Origin of the sequence: Nocardioides sp. NPDC092400 (genome assembly GCF_040684155.1) — a bacterium.
Taxonomy (GTDB): Bacteria; Actinomycetota; Actinomycetes; order Propionibacteriales; family Nocardioidaceae; genus Nocardioides.
The window spans coordinates 18,182-36,300 of record NZ_JBFBFJ010000010.1; the positions used below are offsets into that span (position 1 = coordinate 18,182).

19 protein-coding genes are annotated in these 18,119 nt (G+C 74.3%); 11 read left to right on the forward strand and 8 right to left on the reverse strand.

Features of this window, described 5'->3' with window-relative positions; genetic code table 11:
* Positions 1-5: 5 nt before the first annotated feature.
* On the forward strand, positions 6-1,049 hold the full coding sequence (locus AB0N29_RS20045) for an alpha/beta hydrolase (RefSeq protein WP_364869803.1): 1,044 nt from the start codon (positions 6-8) through the stop codon (positions 1,047-1,049).
* Between the two features lie 6 nt (positions 1,050-1,055).
* Here the strand turns inward: AB0N29_RS20045 and AB0N29_RS20050 are convergent, their stop codons facing one another.
* Both AB0N29_RS20050 and AB0N29_RS20055 read right to left on the reverse strand, forming a co-directional pair.
* Positions 1,056-3,641, reverse strand: coding sequence for a hypothetical protein (locus AB0N29_RS20050; protein ID WP_364869806.1), 2,586 nt, complete (start codon positions 3,639-3,641; stop codon positions 1,056-1,058).
* Positions 3,642-3,663: 22 nt separating this feature from the next.
* Positions 3,664-4,026: a DsrE family protein gene (locus tag AB0N29_RS20055; protein WP_364869809.1), complete on the reverse strand. Its 363-nt coding sequence runs from the start codon at positions 4,024-4,026 to the stop codon at positions 3,664-3,666.
* A 177-nt stretch (positions 4,027-4,203) separates the two neighbouring features.
* Between AB0N29_RS20055 and AB0N29_RS20060 the strand changes: the two genes are divergently transcribed.
* From AB0N29_RS20060 to AB0N29_RS20090, 7 genes are all read left to right on the forward strand, one after another.
* Positions 4,204-4,698, forward strand: a complete 495-nt coding sequence (locus tag AB0N29_RS20060) for an FABP family protein (protein WP_302268302.1) — start codon at positions 4,204-4,206, stop codon at positions 4,696-4,698.
* Positions 4,699-4,705: 7 nt separating this feature from the next.
* Entirely contained in the window at positions 4,706-5,131 is a 426-nt protein-coding gene (locus AB0N29_RS20065; protein WP_302268301.1) for a Fur family transcriptional regulator, read from the forward strand.
* On the forward strand, positions 5,128-6,072 hold the full coding sequence (locus tag AB0N29_RS20070; RefSeq protein WP_364869813.1) for a folate-binding protein: 945 nt from the start codon (positions 5,128-5,130) through the stop codon (positions 6,070-6,072). The genes AB0N29_RS20065 and AB0N29_RS20070 overlap by 4 nt, the downstream gene beginning before the upstream one ends.
* A 51-nt stretch (positions 6,073-6,123) precedes the next feature.
* Positions 6,124-7,218, forward strand: a complete 1,095-nt coding sequence (locus tag AB0N29_RS20075) for a YihY/virulence factor BrkB family protein (RefSeq protein WP_302268299.1) — start codon at positions 6,124-6,126, stop codon at positions 7,216-7,218.
* A gap of 101 nt (positions 7,219-7,319) precedes the next feature.
* Complete coding sequence (locus AB0N29_RS20080) at positions 7,320-7,760, forward strand: MarR family transcriptional regulator (RefSeq protein WP_364869816.1); 441 nt, start codon at positions 7,320-7,322, stop codon at positions 7,758-7,760.
* Positions 7,761-7,805: 45 nt separating this feature from the next.
* Positions 7,806-9,437: an ATP-binding protein gene (locus AB0N29_RS20085; protein WP_364869819.1), complete on the forward strand. Its 1,632-nt coding sequence runs from the start codon at positions 7,806-7,808 to the stop codon at positions 9,435-9,437.
* 26 nt (positions 9,438-9,463) lie between these two features.
* The gene (locus tag AB0N29_RS20090; RefSeq protein ID WP_364869822.1) at positions 9,464-9,667 is read left to right on the forward strand and encodes a hypothetical protein; all 204 of its coding nucleotides are present in this window, start codon (positions 9,464-9,466) and stop codon (positions 9,665-9,667) included.
* Between the two features lie 278 nt (positions 9,668-9,945).
* Here the strand turns inward: AB0N29_RS20090 and mshD are convergent, their stop codons facing one another.
* Both mshD and AB0N29_RS20100 read right to left on the reverse strand, forming a co-directional pair.
* Complete coding sequence (gene mshD, locus AB0N29_RS20095) at positions 9,946-10,773, reverse strand: mycothiol synthase (protein ID WP_364869825.1); 828 nt, start codon at positions 10,771-10,773, stop codon at positions 9,946-9,948.
* Positions 10,774-10,785: 12 nt separating this feature from the next.
* Positions 10,786-11,523: a response regulator transcription factor gene (locus tag AB0N29_RS20100; protein ID WP_364869828.1), complete on the reverse strand. Its 738-nt coding sequence runs from the start codon at positions 11,521-11,523 to the stop codon at positions 10,786-10,788.
* A gap of 82 nt (positions 11,524-11,605) precedes the next feature.
* Here AB0N29_RS20100 and AB0N29_RS20105 point away from each other — a divergent pair, with 82 nt between their 5' ends.
* Entirely contained in the window at positions 11,606-11,911 is a 306-nt protein-coding gene (locus AB0N29_RS20105) for a MoaD/ThiS family protein (protein ID WP_364869831.1), read from the forward strand.
* Between the two features lie 22 nt (positions 11,912-11,933).
* On the opposite strand, the gene codB is transcribed toward AB0N29_RS20105, so the two are convergent.
* Entirely contained in the window at positions 11,934-13,259 is a 1,326-nt protein-coding gene (codB, locus tag AB0N29_RS20110) for a cytosine permease (RefSeq protein ID WP_364869834.1), read from the reverse strand.
* Positions 13,256-13,723: a nucleoside deaminase gene (locus AB0N29_RS20115; RefSeq protein WP_364869837.1), complete on the reverse strand. Its 468-nt coding sequence runs from the start codon at positions 13,721-13,723 to the stop codon at positions 13,256-13,258. Before AB0N29_RS20115 ends, codB begins: the two co-directional genes overlap by 4 nt.
* Positions 13,724-13,865: 142 nt before the next feature.
* Here AB0N29_RS20115 and AB0N29_RS20120 point away from each other — a divergent pair, with 142 nt between their 5' ends.
* On the forward strand, positions 13,866-15,401 hold the full coding sequence (locus tag AB0N29_RS20120; protein WP_364869840.1) for a PucR family transcriptional regulator ligand-binding domain-containing protein: 1,536 nt from the start codon (positions 13,866-13,868) through the stop codon (positions 15,399-15,401).
* A gap of 10 nt (positions 15,402-15,411) precedes the next feature.
* Here the strand turns inward: AB0N29_RS20120 and AB0N29_RS20125 are convergent, their stop codons facing one another.
* Together AB0N29_RS20125 and gmd are read right to left on the reverse strand one after the other, a co-directional pair.
* On the reverse strand, positions 15,412-16,371 hold the full coding sequence (locus AB0N29_RS20125) for a GDP-mannose 4,6-dehydratase (RefSeq protein WP_364869843.1): 960 nt from the start codon (positions 16,369-16,371) through the stop codon (positions 15,412-15,414).
* A gap of 6 nt (positions 16,372-16,377) precedes the next feature.
* The gene (gmd, locus tag AB0N29_RS20130; protein WP_364869846.1) at positions 16,378-17,355 is read right to left on the reverse strand and encodes a GDP-mannose 4,6-dehydratase; all 978 of its coding nucleotides are present in this window, start codon (positions 17,353-17,355) and stop codon (positions 16,378-16,380) included.
* A 263-nt stretch (positions 17,356-17,618) separates the two neighbouring features.
* Here gmd and AB0N29_RS20135 point away from each other — a divergent pair, with 263 nt between their 5' ends.
* A complete protein-coding gene (locus AB0N29_RS20135) occupies positions 17,619-18,089 on the forward strand; it encodes a DUF4395 domain-containing protein (protein WP_364869849.1) in 471 nt (156 codons plus the stop codon).
* Positions 18,090-18,119: the final 30 nt, after the last annotated feature.

Below are 18,119 nucleotides of genomic sequence, written 5' to 3' on the forward strand. Positions count from 1 at the left end.
GGGCCGTGGGTGCGAGGACGGTCGTCGAGGTGGCAGCGCTGCGGGCGCTGATGGGGCTCCCGGAGCCGGTGCAGCGGGTGCTCGCCGGACCGCGGCTGGAACGGGACGGGCAGGTGCTGGCCGCGGACCTCCAGCTCATGCTGCGGATCCAGCGGCTCGTCCGCGAGCCCGCCATCGAGACCCTCGAGGTCGAGCTCGGCCGGCAGGCCGCGGTTCGACAGACCGGGCTCACCGGCGGACGCCAGCCGATCGGGTCGGTGCGCGAGGTGAACGTCGCCGGGCTGCTCGGCCGGCTCTACACCCCCTCGGCGGCCGGGGCGCCGGTGGCGACACCGGGGCCGCTCCTGCTGTTCTTCCACGGCGGGGGCTTCTTCTTCGGCGACCTCGAGACCCACGACGCGACCTGCCGGTTCCTCGCCGAGCGGGCCGGCGTGCGGGTGCTCGCCGTCGACTACCGCCTCAGCCCCGAGCACCCCTTCCCGGCCGCGCACGACGACGCGCTCGCGGCGTACCACTGGGTCCTCGAGCACGCCGGGTCCCTCGGCGCCGACCCCTCGCGGATCGCCGTGGGCGGCGACTCCGCCGGCGGCAACCTCAGCGCCACGGTCGCGATCGACGCCGCCCGCGCGGGGCTCCCGCTGGCCTGGCAGCTGCTCGTGTACCCCGCCACCGACGTGGCGGGGGAGACCGAGAGCAAGCGGATGTTCGGGTCGGGCCTGTTCCTGACCCAGGAGTTCATGGACCTCGCGGTCGCCTCCTACACCCCCGACGCCGCCACCCGCACCGACCCGCGGGTCGCCCCGCTGCGCGCCGAGCTGCCGGCCGGGCTGGCGCCGGCGTACGTCGTCACCGCGGGGTTCGACCCGCTGCGCGACGAGGGCGAGGCGTACGCCGCGAAGCTGGCTGACGCGGGCGTGGAGGTGGAGCTGCGCCGGTTCCCCGACCAGATCCACGGCTTCCTCAACATCGTCGGGGCCGGCCGCACCTCGCGCGCCGCCTGCGCCGAGATCGCGGACAAGCTGCGCGCGGTGATGAACCCGACCGGCTGACGCCGCTCACTCCTTGCGGCTGCCCGCTCCCGCCCAGCCGACCAGGAACGCGAGCGTGACGACCACGCCGACGGCGAGCAGCACGTGGTCGTCGTACCCCTCGACCCGCGCCAGGACCGTCAGCGCCGCGGCGACCAGCGCGGCCACGAGGTAGAGGGCGCGGGGCATGCCGCCACCGCGCTCCTCGGGTGCGGGTGCAGGTGCGGGCGCCGGCGACGCAGCGCGTGGCTGCGGCTCGACCGGGGGCGGGACCTGGGCGACGGGCCGCGGCGCCGCCTGGCCGCCGCGCGCCTCGACCAGCTCCTGCGCGAGCTCGGCGGCGCGTCGCTCGGCGACCAGCCGGTCCTCGAGCGCGGCCTCGACGAGCTCGGCCTGGTGGCGGACCGACGCCTCGACCGCGCTGCGCTCCATCGCCCGCTGCTCGGCCTTCTCCTCCGCCACCAGGCGGGCCGCGGACTGCTCGTCGGCGGCGCGCTCGGCGGCCAGGCGGGCCTCGTGGGCGGTGGCCAGCTCGGCGGCCAGCTCGGTGACGCGACGCTCGGCCTCGACGCGGGCCGCCGCGGCCTCCGCGGCGAGCCGGGCGTGCTCCTCGGCGTCGCGCTCGGCGGCCTCACGGGCCTCCACGGCCAGCCGGGCGGCCTCCTCAGCGGCGGCACGGGCCTGGTGCGCCTCGGCGGCGAGCCGGGCCTGCTCGGCCGCCTCGATCTCCGCGACGGCACGGGCCTCGGCGGCCACCCGGGCGGCCTCGGCCTGCTCCTCGGCGGCGACCAGGGCGCCGTGCTCGGCCTGGGCAGCGGCCGCGGCCGTCGTGGAGGCGTCGTACGCCGACTCCGAGGCCGCCGCCGCCTCGGCGGCGCGTTCGCGGGCGGACTGCTCGGCGGCGGCGCGTGCCTCGTGCGCCTCGGCGGCGAGGCGGGCGTGCTCGGTGGCGGCCTCGTCGGCGAGTCGGCGGCCCTCGAGGGCCTCGGCGGCGGCGCGGGCGTGTTCAGCGGCGATGTGGTCGCTGGACTCGCGCTCCTGCGCGGAGGTCCGGGCGGCCTGGGCCTGCTGCTCGGCGGCGAGGAGGGCGGTGTGCTCGGCGGCTGCTGCGGCGGCGGCGAGCGCGGCCTGGTCGCGGGCGTCGGCCAGCGCGGCCTCGGCCTGCTCGGCGCGTTCGCGGGCGGCGGTCTCGGCGACCTCGCGGGCGGCGTGGGCCTCGGTGGCGAGGCGGGCGTGCTCGGTGGCGGCCTCGTCGGCGAGCCGGCGGCCCTCGAGTGCTTCTGCGGCGGCGCGGGCGTGTTCAGCGGCGATGTGGTCGCTGGACTCGCGCTCCTGCGCCGCGGTCCGGGCGGCCTCGGACTGCTGCTCGGCGGCGAGGAGGGCGGTGTGCTCGGCGGCTGCTGCGGCGGCGGCGAGCGCGGCCTGGTCGCGGGCGTCGGCCAGCGCGGCCTCGGCCTGCTCGGCGCGCTCGCGGGCGGACGTCTCGGCGACCTCGCGGGCGGCGTGGGCCTCGGCGGCGAGGCGGGCGTGCTCGGTGGCGGCCTCGTCAGCAGTCTGGCGGCCTTCGAACGCCTCCGCGGCGGCAGCGGCGTGGGCGGCCGCGGACTCGTCCGCCATCGTCCGCGCGTGGTCCGCGTCCCGGGCGGCCTCGGCCTGCTCCTGGGCGGCCGTGAGGGCAGCGTGCTCGGCGGCCGCTGCGGCGGCGGTGAGCGCGGCCTGGTCACGGGCGTCGGCCAGCGCGGCAGCCGCCTCCTCGGCGCGCTCACGGGCGGACGTCTCGGCGGCCTCGCGGGCGGCGAGGGCCTCGGCGGCGAGCCGCGCCTGCTCCGCCGCCGCCTCGTCGGCGGCCGCCCGGGCGGCGGCGAGCTCCGTGGCGCGTGCGGACGCCTCCTCGAGCGCGGTGCCTGCGGCGGCGGCCGACTCCTCCGCGCCGCGGCGGGCGTCGGTGGCCTCGCGGTTGGCCTCGGCCAGCTCGGCGGCGCGTGCCTCCGCGAGCGCCAGCTCCCGGGCGGCGTCGGCCGCGGACTCCTCGGCGGCCAGCCGGGCCGCGTGCGCCTCGGTCGCGAGCCGCGCCTGCTCGGCGGCCGACGCGTCCGCGGCCTCCCGGGCGGTGGCGGCCGCGGCGGCGAGCGACGCCTGCTCCGCGGCGTACGACGCCGCCTCCTCGTGGCGGCGGGCCGCCTCGGCGGCCGCGACCTCGGCCTCCGCGCGGGCGGAGACGGCCTCGTCGAGCCGGGCCTCGGCCGCCTCGCGTCCCTCCGCGGCGGCGAGGGCGGCCGCGGCCTGCTCGGCCAGCGCGGCAGCCGCCTCCTGCGCCTCGGTCGCGGCACTCGCCAGCTCCGTGGCGCGACGGTGCGCGACCTCCGCCTCCGCGGCGGCGGCGCGGGCGGACTCCTCGGCGACGATGCGTTCCGCGGCCTGCTCGGACGCGGCGAGCTCGGCGGCGCGGCGCAGGGCGGCGGCCTGCTCGCCCGCGGCGGTCTGCTCGGCGAGCCGGGCGAGCGCCTCCTCGTGGGTGAGCGGGGGCGGCGGGGGAGCGGTGGTGGGACGCTGGCGACGGCGCCAACCGCGTGCGGACGGGCCTTCCTCAGGGGGTGGCGCGACCGGGCTCATGGCGCCGGATCGTATCGGGAATTCAGTAGACGAGCGCCTGCGCCTCCGGCTGCAGGACCTCCTCGGCGAACGACGCCGCGCCGCGGATGACGACGCCGTCCAGCAGATCCGCCCCAGTGATGTCACGCCGCGCGGCGCACTGGCTGCAGACGGTCACCGTCCCGCCGGCGACGACGGCCGCGAGGAGGTCCGCGAGGGGCGTGGCGAGCGGCAGGTCGAAGGCCTCGGCGCGACCCGGCACGCCGTACCAGGCGGCCTCCCCGGTCAGCCACAGCGAGACCTCCGCACCGGCGGCCACCGCGGCCGCGGCGACGGTGAACCCCTGGTTGCAGCGCTCGGCGTCGGCCGCGCCGCAGGTCACCTTGACGACGAGTCGGCGGGTCATGGCGGTGACTCTAGGCCGCCGTTCCGCTGGTCCTGGCCGGACATCTCAGGAAGAACCGGTACCTCTCAGGGAGTGCGTCGGCCGAGAAGTGCCGGAATCCCCGGGGAGCCGGGGATTCCGACAATCGGGCCCGCAACCGCAGACGCAGCAGCCCGCCGACCCCCCTAGACTCGACAGGTGCCTTTCCAGATCCCCGAGAACCTCCACCCCGACTGCGGCCCGGTCGCCTGGATGCTCGGCACCTGGCGCGGCAACGGCCGCGGCGACTACCCGACCATCGAGCCCTACCAGTACGGCCAGGAGCTGGTCTTCCAGCAGGACGGCCGCCCGTTCCTCCACTACTTCGCCCGCTCGTGGGTCATCGACGAGGAGGGCAAGACGCTGCGCCAGGGCGCGCAGGAGACCGGCTTCCTGCGGTGCCGCCCGGAGGGCAAGGTCGAGCTCGTGCTGACGCACAACACCGGGTTCGTCGAGATCTGGTACGGCACCGCCGAGAACGGCAAGCTCGAGCTGGCCACCGACGCGGTCGCGCGCACCGAGTCGGCCAAGGAGGTCACCGCGGGCCACCGGCTGTACGGCAACGTCGAGGGCGACCTGCTCTACGCCTACGACATGGCCGCCGTCGGCCAGCCGCTCCAGCCGCACCTGTGGGCCCGCCTGCAGCGGGCCTGAGCGCCCGATGACCGAGCAGGACTGGCGCGAGAAGCTCCGCGGGCGCGGCTACCGGCTGACCCCGCAGCGCGAGATGGTCCTGCGCGCGGTCGACGAGCTCGGTCACGCCACCGCCGACGAGGTGCTGGCGAAGGTCCGCGAGCACTCGTCCTCGGTCAACATCTCCACCGTCTACCGGACGCTCGAGGTGCTCGAGGAGCTCGGCCTGGTCCGGCACGCGCACCTGAGCGACCGCTCCCCGACGTACCACTCGATCACCGACCACGAGCACTTCCACCTGGTCTGCCGGAATTGCCAGAAGGTCGTCTCGGTTGACCCTGACGTGCTCCGGCCGCTCACCGACCGGCTGGAGGCCGACGGCTTCGTGGCCGACGTGGGCCACCTGACGGTGTTCGGCCACTGCACCGACTGCGAGGAGACCGCACCCCGATGACGAACCCAGCCAGCCCCCTGCTCGACCTCCCGGGCGCCGTCGCCGGGAACGGCATCGACGCCCCCGTCGCAGCGCACTACGGCTCGTTCAACGGCGAGCAGCGCACGCTCGAGTCGGGCGAGGGGTTCGTCGACCTCTCCCACCGCGACGTGCTCCGCATCGAGGGGCCCGAGCGGCTGACCTGGCTGCACAACCTCACCACGCAGCACTTCCTCGACCTCCCCGCCGGCACCTGGACCCAGGCGCTCGTGCTCAGCCCGCAGGGGCACGTCGAGCACGCCTTCGAGGGGTACGACGACGGCTCGGCGTTCACCGCCCACACCGAGCCGGGCGCCGGCGCGGCGCTCGTGGGGTGGTTGGAGCGGATGAAGTTCATGACCCGCGTCGAGGTCTCGCTGGTGACCGACCTCGCCGCGGCGTGGCGCTCGTCCTCGACCCGCGGCGGGTACGAGCTCGTCCCGCGCGACCGGCTCGCGTCGTACGCCGCGGCGGCCGGCCCGGCCTGCGGGGTGTGGGCGTTCGAGGCACTGCGCATCGCCCGCGGCGAGCCCCGGCTCGGCCTGGACACCGACCACCGCACGATCCCCAACGAGGTCGGCTGGATCGGCCCGGCGGTGCACCTGGACAAGGGCTGCTACCGCGGTCAGGAGACCGTCGCGCGGGTCCACACGCTCGGCCGCCCCCCGCGCCGGCTGACCCTGCTGCACCTCGACGGCAGCGAGAACCGGCTCCCCACCCACGGCGCCGAGGTGCTGCTCGGCGAGAAGTCCGTCGGCTTCGTCGGCACCTCCGCGCGCCACCACGAGCTCGGCCCGATCGCGCTCGCGCTGCTGAAGCGGAACGTCGCCACCGACGCCGAGCTCCTCGTCGACGGGATCGCGGCCGCCCAGGAGGTCGTCGTCGACCCCGAGGTCGGGCTGCACGTCCGCCCGTTGCGCTAGCCACCGCCCGCACCGACGTTTGCCGGGCCGACCTGCGGAAACCGGCTCGACATGTCCCGCCACACGAGCGCCTCCCCCAGCGCAGACCGCAGCTCAGGTCGCAGCACCGATCCCAAGGACCACCCGGCCAAGCCGGACTCTCCCGACGACCTGACCAAGCGGTCGTGGCTCTACGTCGCGCGCAAGACGGCCCGGGAGTTCTCCAAGGACCAGTGCACCGACGTCGCGGCGGCGCTGACGTACTACGCCGTCCTCGCGCTCTTCCCCGCCCTGATCGCGCTCACCTCGATCGTCGGGCTGGTCTCCAACCCGCAGAAGACCGTCGACCAGATCCTCCAGGTGATGCGCGACATCGGTGCCGGCTCCCAGGCCGACACCCTCGAGCCGACGATCAACCAGCTCGCGTCGTCCCAGGGCGCGGGGCTCGCGCTGATCATCGGTCTGCTCACCGCGCTGTGGTCGGCGAGCGGGTACGTCGGGGCGTTCGGCCGGGCGATGAACCGGATCTACGAGATCCGCGAGGGCCGGCCCTTCTGGAAGCTCCGCCCGGTCATGCTGCTGCTCACCCTCGTGCTGGTGGCACTCGTCGCGATCGTGCTGCTCGGGCTCGTGGTCTCCGGCCCCGCCGCGGACGCGGTCGGCAAGCAGCTCGGCCTCGGCTCGACCGTCATCACGGTCTTCAACATCGCCAAGTGGCCGGTCCTGCTGCTGATGGTCGTGATCATCGTGGCGCTGCTCTACTACGTCACCCCGAACATCAAGCAGCCGAAGTTCCGCTGGATCTCCGTCGGCGCCCTGCTCGCGATCGTGGTGTGGGTGCTGGCCTCGGTGGCGTTCGGGTTCTACGTCGCGAACTTCTCCTCCTACTCCAAGACCTACGGCTCGCTGGCCGGCGTCATCGTCTTCCTGCTGTGGCTGTGGATCACCAACCTCGCGCTGCTGTTCGGCGCCGAGCTCGACTCCGAGCTCGAGCGGGGCCGCGAGCTCCAGGCCGGCATGCCGGCCGAGGAGCAGGTCCAGCTCCCGCCGCGCGACGACCGCAACATCAAGAAGGCCGACGAGAAGCACGCCGAGGACGTCGCCAAGGGCCGGGAGATCCGCGAGACCCACGGGCGGTCCGACGACCCGGGGTCCGGCTCGCGCTGACCCGTTGCTGATTCCGCGGCCGACCCGGCTGCGCCGACACCGACACGATCCGTGGTGCACCAATTGTTGGTGCACCACGGAACCGTGCCAGACTGCGCCGCATGGACGCGCCCCTCGAGATCCCGCTCGACGACCGGCTGTGCCTCGCGCTGCACGCTGCATCGCGAAGCATGGACGCGGTGTACCGCTCGCTGCTCGCCGACGTCGGGCTCACCTACACCCAGTACCTCGCCATGTCGGCGCTCTGGGAGGAGGGGCCGCTCACCGTCGGCGCCCTCGCCAGCCGGCTGCACCTCGACCCCAGCACGGTCTCGCCGCTGGTGCTGCGCCTGCAGTCCCGAGGCCTGCTGAGCCGCGAGCGGGACGCCGACGACGAGCGCCGGGTGACCGTCGTGCTCACCGTCGCCGGCGAGCAGATGCGCGCCGACACCGCCGCCGTGCCGCGGGGCGTCTGCGACGCGATCGGCCTCCCGGTCGACGAGCAGGCGGACCTGGTGGCCCAGCTGAAGGCGCTCGCCACCGCGCTCGGGGCGGAGCGGTGAGACCGGCGCGCGCCTCGGCGCACGCGACGGAGGAGTGAGGTCGCCGTGCCGGTCTTCGAGCTGAACGGCACGCGCCGCGGTCGTGTGCGTGCCTTCTCCCGTGCGCAGCTGCCGCTCGCGGCGGGTGCCTTCTTCGTGACCCTCGAGGGAGTCGTCGCGATGCCCGACGCGGTCGGCTCCACGTCGGCGTTGCTGGGCGCCGCGCTCGTCGGCGTGGCGAGCGTCCTCTTCCTGGCCCTGCCCTGGGAGCGGTGGCCGGTGTGGTGGCTGCTGTCGATCGCCCTGGCCGACGTGGTCGCCGTGGCGTTCCTCCGGCTGGCGTACGTGGAGCAACTGCCGACGGTCGGCCTGCTCGCGATCTTCCCGGTGGTGTGGCTGGCCTACGCGTTCGGCCGGTGGGCCATCCTGCTCGCCGTCGGCTCGGCGTTCCTCATCAGCTCGATGCCCGCCATCGCGGCCGGGGAGCCGCCGACCACGGCGATCGAGGTGGTCCGGATCGTCACGCTGCCGGTGATCGTCACCGGGCTCGCCGTCGCCGTCGGTGAGGCCGCCCGGCAGCTGGCGTCCAGCCAGCAGCGGACCCGCCTGGCCAACCGCGAGCTGCAGGAGTCGCTGCGGCGCGCCGAGGACAGCGCCCACCTCTCGCGCACGATCTTCGAGACCGTCCCGGTCGCGCTGGCGTTCTACGACACCGACCAGCGCCTGGTGATGGCCAACTCCCTCGCCGAGCAGGCGGTCACGCTCGCCGGGTTCCGGCTCGACCGCCCGCCGCACGCAGGCGCGGAGGTACGGCGCGCCGACAACCGGACGCTCATCCCGTTCGAGGACCAGATCGTCCCGCGGGCGCTCCGCGGCGACCTGGTCGACCACGAGATGGAGTGGATCGGGCCGGTCGGTCACCAGATCGCGATCGTGGCGACCGCGCAGACCGTGCGTCGTACCGACGGCAGCACGTGGGGGACGCTGATCGCCGCCCACGACGTCACCGACCTGGCCCGGTCGCTGCGGGTCAAGGAGGACTTCATCGCGACCGTCTCCCACGAGCTGCGCACGCCCCTGACCTCGATCATCGGGTACCTCGAGGTGCTCGACGGGGAGGTCGACCGCGGCTCCCCGCTGCTGGTCAAGGCGCTGGACACGATCGCGCGGAACGCCGCGAACCTCGAGGAGCGGATCACTCAGCTCCTCGACACCGCCGACCAGCGGCGCAGCCTGGTGCTGCGGCCGACGGACCTCACCGAGCTGGCGACCCGCAGCGGCGCGCCGTTCCTCACCCAGGCCGCCGGCGCCGGCCTCGAGCTCCGCGTCGACGCGCCCGAGCCGCAGTGGGTCGCCCTGGACGCGGAGAAGGTGGAGCAGGTGGTCGAGAACCTGCTCTCCAACGCGGTGAAGTACACCCCGCCCGGCGGCCGGATCGACCTCCGGGTCGCCGGCGACGACGACCGCGTCCGCCTCTCCGTGCGCGACAGCGGCATCGGGATGAGCCCCGACGAGGTGGCCCAGGCGTTCGACAAGTTCTGGCGCGCCGACTCCGCCCGCCACGAGGCGGTGCAGGGCATCGGCATCGGTCTCGGCCTGGTGCGCGACATCGTCGGCGCCCACCGCGGCACCATCGACATCGACAGCACCCCCGGCACCGGCACGACGGTCACCGTCACGCTGCCCCGGCACGCCTGAGCACTCCTGGGCGATACCGTCGGCGCGTGCCGTCCCGCTTCCTCGCCGTCGTCCTGGCCGGGGTGGTCACGGCGCTCGCCGGCTTCTCGGTCGCCGGCGTCGGGCCCTACAGCGGGCCGCAGATCGCGACGCTCTCGACGAACCACGGCGTGCACCTCGGCGACGTGCCGGTGTTCCTCCTCTGGCTCAGCGGGATCCTGTGCTGCGCCGTCCTCGCGCGCCGGCGCTGAGGCGCCTCTCGCGGTGTCGCGGTCAGCGACGAGCCGTGCGAGCGGCGAAGGCGAGGGACGTCACCATGCGAACCGCCCGTGACGTGGTGCCTCGCCGCACGATCGGCGACGGCGCCTGGGGGGGCTTCCAGCACGAACGGGACCATCGACTCGTCCATGCCCATCCAAGCCATGACGTCGAGGGGGAGCGGCTTCGCGACCATGACCGTACTGTCGGCTGGTCGCGACCGGTCCTGAGTACGACGCCGGACTGGTTCGCCGATTTGGGTACCCCCGGCCTACGCGCCGCGCCGGTACTGCACGTGCGTGTCGCGGGCGGCGTGCTCGAACCCCAGCCCGCCGTACACCGCGACCGCCGGCGCGTTGTCCGACTCGACGTACAGCAGCACCTCGTCGACGCCCTTGCCGGCGAGGTGGTGCAGGCCGGCGAGGGTGAGCAGCTTGCCGAGCCCCCGGCCCTGGGCGGCGGGCGAGATGCCGACGACGTAGACCTCGCCGAGGGCGGGGGAGTGCTGCTTGGTCCAGTGGAAGCCGAGCAGCTCGCCCGTGGCGCCGTCGACGGCGACCAGCAGGCCGGCCGGGTCGAACCACGGCTCGGCCATCCGCTCGGCCAGGTTCGCGGCGTCCATGGCGCCCTGCTCGGGGTGGGCGGCGAACGCCGCGGCGTTGACGCGCACGACGTCCTCGGCGTCGGTCGGGAGGTAGCCCCGGACCGTGACGCCCTCCCGCACGGGAAGCCCGGGCAGCGGGAGCGACGCCGGCCGGCGCATCACCCACAGCTCACGTGCCCGCTCGAGACCGTGCCGGGCGGCGATCCTGCCGGCGGCCGGGTGGTCGCCGTGCGACCACGCCTCGACCGGGCCGGAGGAAGGGACGGCGTCGGCAGCCAGCGCCGTGCCGACGCCGTGACCACGGGCGGACGGGTGCACGACGAGGGTCAGGTCCGCACCGACCAGCAGGGCGACCCCGTCGTCCCGCGACCACGACAGCACCGTCTCCGGTCGGTTCCGCAGCGCCAGCCAGGTGGCCTCGTCGAGCGGCGCGGCGCCGTCGGCCTCCTCGGCGGCGTCGGCGATGCGGCGTACCAGCTCCAGGTCGATGCTCACCCCTGGAGTCTGTCAGGCGTCCTGCCGACGCTCCTCGACCGTGCGGGCGTCGTCGGAGGCGGCCTTCTCCTTGGCCGGGACCACGAACCGGTAGCCGACGTTGCGGACGGTGCCGATCAGGGTCTCGTTCTCGGGGCCGAGCTTGGCCCGCAGCCGCCGCACGTGCACGTCGACGGTGCGCGTGCCACCGAAGTAGTCGTAGCCCCAGACCTCCTGCAGCAGCTGCTGGCGGCTGAAGACGCGGCCGGGGTGCTGGGCGAGGAACTTGAGGAGCTCGAACTCCTTGAACGTCAGGTCGAGCGTGCGGCCGCCGATCTTCGCGGTGTACGTCGCGTCGTCGACGACGACCTCGCCGGAGCGGATCACGTGCGCGTCGGGGTCGGCGGCGTCGCGCTGGGCGTTGAGCCGGCCGATCGCCAGCTTGATCCGCGCCTCGAGCTCGGTCGGTCCGCAGGTGTGGAGCACGACGTCGTCCATGCCCCAGTCGTGGTTGACGACGGCGAGCCCGCCCTCGGTCACGATGAGCAGGACGGGCACGTCGGTGCCGGTCGTGCGGATCAGGCGGCACAGGTCGCGGGCGTGCGCGAGGTCCTGGCGACCGTCGACGAGGAGGAGGTCGGAGTCCGGTGCCTCCAGCAGCGCGCTGCCCTCGGCGGGCAGGATGCGGACCTGGTGACCGAGCAGTGCCAGACCGGGCAGGACCTCGGCTGACGGCTGCAGGGCACTGGTCAGCAACAACAAGGTGCTCACAATGGTCTCCTCCCGAAGGCGGGCGGGGACCGGGACGCAACACTGGGCCTCGGTCGTGAAGTTCCGGGAAGGATAGCGAAACGTGGCGGACACAGTGGATCGATCCAAGGGAAATGAGACCGACACCATCCGGGTGCGCTACTGGGCGGCGGCCAAGGCTGCGGCCGGCACGTCGGAGGACGTGCTGCCGGTCGACGGTCCGTTGACCCTCGCCCAGGTCCGCGACCGCGCCCTCGACCTGCATCCGGGGGCCGACCGCCTCGCCGACATCCTGCGCACCTGCTCGACCCTGGTCGGTGACCGCCCGACCGGCACGAACGACCCGGACGCGACGGTGGTCGCGCCCGGGTCGTCGGTGGAGTTCCTGCCGCCGTTCGCCGGCGGCTGAGAGCGGGGCGGGACCCGAGCGGTCAGGCCGCGCGGACCTGCGTGCGTGCCCGCCCGATCGCCAGCGCCAGCACCACGGCGACGACGATGCCGACCAGCGGCGGGATGCCCACCTCGTAGTGGTCCGAGAGCCACGCGAGCAGGCCGGCGACGGCGTACGCCGCGAGGTTGCGGCCGTCGACCGCCGGCAGCGCCTGCCCCTCGGGCATGCCGCTGCGCCAACGCGCCAGGTAGTCGCCGATGATCACGCCGCCCAGCGGCGGGATGAGGATGCCCAGGAGCACGAGGTAGTCGACGAGGTGGTCCTGGACGCCGACGAGCGCGAGCACCGTGCCGATCACCGATCCGCCGATGACGAACGGCGTCTTGCTCGGCCTGCCGAACAGCTCCGCCCCGGCCACGCCGAACGCGTAGGCGGTGTCGGCGTTGCTCTTCCACAGGTTGCCGAAGAGCAGCGCCACGCCCCAGCCGACGAGGCCGAGCTGGTAGAGCACCAGCACGAAGTCGCCCTCGCCGAAGGTGATCGCACCGATGGCGCCGAAGAGGATCATCAGGCCGTTGCCGACGAGGAAGCCGATGATGCTGGCGAGGACGGCGTCACGCCCGCTGCGGCCGAACCGGGTCCAGTTCGGCGCCTGCGTGCCCGCCGAGACGAACGTGCCGACGACGGTGGTGATCGCGACCGCCAGCGTCATCGACGTCGACGGCTGCGCGTCCACGAGGCCGCTCCAGCCGCCGACCTCGTCGAGCGAGCGGGACACGACCCACACCGCGAGCAGCAGGATCAGCGGCGTGGAGACGACGGAGACCCAGTACATCCCGCGGTAGCCGTAGCAGGCGGTCAGGCACATCAGCACGCTCGTGGCCACCATGACGGTCGCCTTCGCGCCGTAGGAGTTCCAGTCGAAGGCCTGCGCGGTCAGCTCGCCGATGGTCCCGATGATGACGCCGTACCACCCGATCTGGGTGCCGCCGAGCAAGATCGAGGCGAGCTTGGACCCGCTGGTCCCCAGCGAGTAGCGCGCCATCACGACCGTGGTGAGGCCGGTACGGGCCCCGATCCAGCCGAGCACGGCGACGTACGTGCCGAGGATCGCGGAGCCGGCCACGATCACCAGCAGCAGGTCGCCGAAGGTGAACGCCGTGCCGAGCGCAGCGCCCGCCAGCATCGTCGGCGTGAAGATGGTGAAGCCGAGCAGCACGACGGCGAGGGAGAAGAAGGACTTGCGGGCGTACGCCGGCACCGGGGTGACCGGGAAGTCCTTGTCGACGACCTCCTGCACCGGACCGGTCGATCCGGTCGGCTCGCACGGGTGCACGGGCTCCGGTGCGCGGACGCCGGTGCTCACGCCTCCTCCCCGATGTCCTCGGCCCAGATCTCCGGCCGCTCGGCCAGCATCTTCTGCATGAGCGCGTGGCACTCGGGGTCGTCGACGACGTCGATCTGCACGCCGCGCGAGCGCAGCCACTCCTCCGAGGCCTCGAAGGTCCGGTTCTCGCCGACCACGATGCGCGGGATGTCGTAGAGCACCGCGGTGCCGGCGCACATGAAGCACGGCGAGAGGGTCGTGTAGAGGACGCTGTTGCGGTAGACCGAGGCCGGCTGGCGCCCCGCGGCCTCGATGCAGTCGGTCTCGCCGTGGCGGATCGCGCTGCCCAGCTGGACGCGGCGGTTGCGTCCCACGGCGAGCACCTCGCCTTCGTGGACGAGCACGGCGCCGATCGGCACCCCGCCCTCGTCCCAGCCCGCGCGGGCCTGCTCGACGGCGAGGTCGAGGAAGCGGCGGTCGTCCGTCGAGTCGTGCGTGCTCATGGGGGCCTCCGGGTCGTGCGGTGTAGTGGCAGGACGTGACGTGGCCCACTCGACCACGCACGCGGCGGCTCGGAAAGAGACATACTGACCGTCGACGGGCACCAGGTGTCGGTCGCTCCGTCAGTCAAGCCAGGAGGAGACGGTGCTCGTTCCGCTCGAGGAGGTGCTGGCGCTCCCGTCCTTCCGGGCCGCGAGCGCCAGGGTCGTGACCGGCGAACCCGATCCGGTCCTGGTCCGGTGGGTGCACTCCTCGGAGGTCTACGAGATGGGCACGCTGTTGGCCGGGGGCGAGGTCCTGCTGAGCACCGGCCTCGGCCTGCACGGGCGGTCGGCGGAGCAGCTGGGGTCGTACGTCGAGCAGCTGGCCGACGCCGGCTGCGCCGCACTGGCGCTCGAGCTGGGCCGGTCGCTCTTCGCCGTGCCGGAGGCGATGCTCGAGGCTGCGCGGCGACGCGGCCTGGTGGTGCTCGCCCTGACCTCGGTCGTGCCGTTCGAGCGGATGGTCGAGGACTTCCACTCCCTGCTCCTGCGGCGCGAGCTCGGGGCGGCCGGCTCCGACGAGGCGCTGTGGCGCGACCTGCTCGCCGTCGTGGTCGCCGGCCAGGGCCTGCGGGCGCTCCTCGATGCCGCGGCCCGGGCCGCCGGCTGCCAGGCCGAGCTGCTCGACCTCGAGGGGCAGGTGGTCGAGCGCAGCGGCATCAGCGCACCGACGTGCGCCGGCACGACGGCGACGGAGGTGCGCACCTCCTCCGGCGCGGTCGGCACGCTCCTCCTGCGCTCGAGCGGGTCGCCTACGGCCGCTGTCGCCGAGCGCGCCGCCGTCGCGGTCGCCCTGGAGCTCGGCCGCCACCCTGCACTGGGGCAGCGGCCCTCGCTGGGCCAGGCCGTCGTCACCGACCTCGCCGCCGGCAACCTCGTCGGTGCCCCGGAGGTGCTGCGCCGGCTGCAGGAGGCGGGCTGGCGGCTGCCCGACGGCCAGGCCGCGGCGGTCGTGGCGGTCGAGGGCGACCCGCGGACCCCGGCCGCCGAACGGCTGCCGGCCGTCGAGCAGGCCTTCACGGCGGCCACCGGCCCGGTGCTGGCCGGCGTGCTGGGCGCGGACGTCGTCGTGCTGCTGCGCGCGCCCTCCTCGGCGCAGCGCCTCCGCGCCCTCGTCGAGCAGGCGGCCGCGGGCCTCGCGGAGGCCGCCGACGAGGGCCCGGCGCTGGTCGGGGTCTCGGCCGCGACGTCGGACCCGGCCGCGCTGCCGGGCGCTGTCGTCCGCGCCCGCGACGTGCTGCGGCACGCCCGCCGGGCCGGCATCGCGACCGGCGTGCTGCTCGCCCGCGACACCGGCCTGGCCCGCCTGCTCGTCGACGTCGAGCCGCAAGCGCTCGGCGACCTGGTCCTCGAGCAGCTCGGCCCGCTCATCGACCACGACCGCGCGCACGCCGCCGACCTGGTCCGCACCCTCGACGCCTACCTCGCCGCCGGCGCCGCCAAGGCGGAGGCGGCCCGGCGCCTGGGCATCCGCCGCCAGTCCCTCTACGCCCGCCTCGAGCGCATCGAGCGCCTCCTGGGCGTCGACCTCGCCAGCGCCCACCACGTCGCCGGCCTCACCGTCGCGCTCACCGCCTGGCGGCTGCGCACGGGCCTGGACCCGCAGGCCGCGTTCGCGCGGTCGTCGCGCACGCGGTGAGTGGGGCCGGCTAAGCCCACGGCATCAGGTACCGGGGGTGCTCCTCGACTCCCGACCGCAGTCGTTCGAGGTCGGTGTCGACCATGTGGCCGATGAGCCGCTCGAACGACACCGTGCGCCGCCAGTCCAGCAGCCGGTCGGCCTCGCTGGGGTCGCCGACCTGGACCGGCACGTCCGCCGGCCGCGCGAGCGCTGCGTCGGTGGCGACGTACGACGCAGGGTCACTGATCCCGACCGCCGCGAACGCCAGCCGGACGAGGTAATCGAGGGTGTGCGGCACACCGGTGGCGAGGACGACGTCCTGCGGCTCGTCGAGCTCGAGCAGGTCGGCCATCCCGACGGCGTAGTCCCCGGCGAACCCCCAGTCCCGCGTCACGGCGGTGTTGCCCAGGGTCAACCGGTCGAGCCGGCCGAGTGAGATCTCGGCGACGGCCCGGGTGATCTTGCGCGTGACGAACTGCGGACCCCGCACCGGGCTCTCGTGGTTGTAGAGCGTCGCGACGCAGGCGTGCAGCCCGGTAGCCCGCGCTCGTCCGACGGCAGCCCTGGCGCGGGCCTTGCTCCGCGCGTAGGGGCTCCAGCTCGCGGGGTCGACGAGCTCCTCGGCCGACGACGCCTGGAAGAACCGCGTCGCGGGCTGCGAAGCCAGCACCTCGAGCATCCGCTCGACAGCCGCTCCATTGACCTCCTCGGTCAGCTCCGGCTCCCGCCAGCTCTGACCCACCGAGCTGAGGCCGGCCAGGTTGAACACCCGGTCCGGCCGGGCGTCCTCGACGAGTGCCCGGAAAGCCGCGGTGTCGCGGAGGTCCAGCGGCCGCAGGTCCACCCCGTCGAGGTACGTCGCCATGCGGCTGTCCTCGGAGCTCGCGGGCCGGACGGTGCCGACGACGCGGTGGCCGCGGGCGAGCAGCTCGCGGGCGAGGTAGATGCCGTCCTGGCCGGCCACGCCGGTGACGAGCGCGGTCAGCACGGCCGGCTACGCCTTGAGCAGGCGGCCGAGCTGCTCGAGGTCCGCCTCCACCATCAGTCGGGCCAGGTCGTCGGCGTGGGTCTGGGCCTGCCAGCCGAGCAGCTCGCGCGCCTTGCTCGCGTCCCCGATGAGCGCGTCGACCTCGGTGGGCCGCTCGTACTGCTTGTCGTGCACGACGTGGTCCTCCCACGACAGCCCGACGTGGGAGAACGCCGCCTCGCAGAAGTCGCGCACGGTGCGGCCGGTCCCGGTCGCCAGCACGAAGTCGGTCGGGGTGTCGTGCTGGAGCATCCGCCACATGCCCTCGACGTACTCCGGCGCGTAGCCCCAGTCCCGCACCGCGTCGAGGTTGCCCAGCTCGAGGCGGTCGGTGACGCCGAGCTTGATCGCAGCGACGCCGAGGGTGATCTTGCGGGTCACGAAGCTCTCGCCACGCCGGGGCGACTCGTGGTTGAAGAGGATCCCGGAGACGGCGAAGAGGTCGTAGGCCTCGCGGTAGTTCACCGTCACCCAGTGCGAGTACAGCTTCGCGGCGCCGTACGGCGAGCGCGGGTAGAAGGCGGTGCCCTCGTGCTGGGGCGGGGGAGTCGCGCCGAACATCTCCGAGGTCGACGCCTGGTAGTAGCGGCAGTCGATGCCGGACGCGCGGATCGCCTCAAGCAGCCGGAGCGTGCCCACGGCGTCGGTGGACGCGGTGTACTCCGGCATCTCGAACGACACCTTGACGTGGCTCTGCGCGCCCAGGTTGTAGACCTCGTGCGGCTCGATGTCGCGGACCAGGTTGACCAGGCTGACGCCGTCGGTCAGGTCGCCGTAGTGGAGGTGGAGGCGCCGGTCCTCGTGGAGGTGGTCGATGCGCCCGCGGTTCAACGTCGAGGCGCGCCGCACTAGACCGTGGACCTCGTAGTCCTTGGACAGCAGCAGCTCCGCCAGGTAGGAGCCGTCCTGGCCGGTGATGCCGGTGATGAATGCACGTCGAGCCACGCGCGCACTCTAGACGCACGGCGAGCGGCCCGGGTGTCTCATGTCGCGGACATGGGGTCCACCATGCGGGATGGCGATGCGGATCGGTCGCCGCTGGGCGTCTACATTGGTCTGCATGTCCACGACCATGCTGACCCGCCGCCGCGCAGTGGACCACTGCCGCGTGCGCTCGTCGCTCTGTCGTACCTCCTGACGTTCCCGCCTGCTCGGCTCCGCCGACCCCGGGAACGGTCCATCCGTCCCGTCAGGTCAGCAGGAGCGACATGTCCGTCAGCACCGAACCCGGTGTGCGCGCGCCGAGCGGCGTCGACCCGCGCGGCCCGCAGTTCGCCGCCGCTGTCACCGCGGTCGTGCTCGCCGTGGCGCTGCTCGTCCCGCCGGCTGCGGCGACCCTGATCCTCGGCGTCCAGGCCGTGCTGTTCGCGGTCGGCGCCCTGGGCGGGGTGCAGCGCACGCCGCACGCGTGGGTGTTCCGCCGGGTCGTCCGGCCGCGTCTGTCCCCGCCGAGCGAGCTCGAGGACCCGCGTCCGCCGCAGTTCGCACAAGGGGTGGGGCTCGCCTTCACCGCCGTCGCGTTCGTCGGCTTCCTGCTCGGCGCGACGGTCGTCGGCCAGATCGCGGCCGGGCTCGCGCTCGTCGCCGCCCTGCTGAACGCGGTCTTCCGCTTCTGCCTCGGCTGCGAGCTCTACCTCGTCCTGCGCCGGCTAGCGCCAGCCACCCGAACCGCTGGTTGAGCAGCGAGCGCCAGCGAGCGTCGTCGAAAC

Coding starts and splice junctions, on each gene's coding strand:
- AB0N29_RS20050 (WP_364869806.1), bottom strand. CDS start 3,641: ATGAGCCCGGTCGCGCCACCCCCTGAGGAAGGCCCGTCCGCACGCGGT.
- AB0N29_RS20055 (WP_364869809.1), bottom strand. CDS start 4,026: ATGACCCGCCGACTCGTCGTCAAGGTGACCTGCGGCGCGGCCGACGCC.
- AB0N29_RS20065 (WP_302268301.1), top strand. CDS start 4,706: ATGACCGAGCAGGACTGGCGCGAGAAGCTCCGCGGGCGCGGCTACCGG.
- AB0N29_RS20070 (WP_364869813.1), top strand. CDS start 5,128: ATGACGAACCCAGCCAGCCCCCTGCTCGACCTCCCGGGCGCCGTCGCC.
- AB0N29_RS20075 (WP_302268299.1), top strand. CDS start 6,124: ATGTCCCGCCACACGAGCGCCTCCCCCAGCGCAGACCGCAGCTCAGGT.
- AB0N29_RS20080 (WP_364869816.1), top strand. CDS start 7,320: ATGGACGCGCCCCTCGAGATCCCGCTCGACGACCGGCTGTGCCTCGCG.
- AB0N29_RS20115 (WP_364869837.1), bottom strand. CDS start 13,723: ATGAGCACGCACGACTCGACGGACGACCGCCGCTTCCTCGACCTCGCC.
- AB0N29_RS20135 (WP_364869849.1), top strand. CDS start 17,619: ATGTCCGTCAGCACCGAACCCGGTGTGCGCGCGCCGAGCGGCGTCGAC.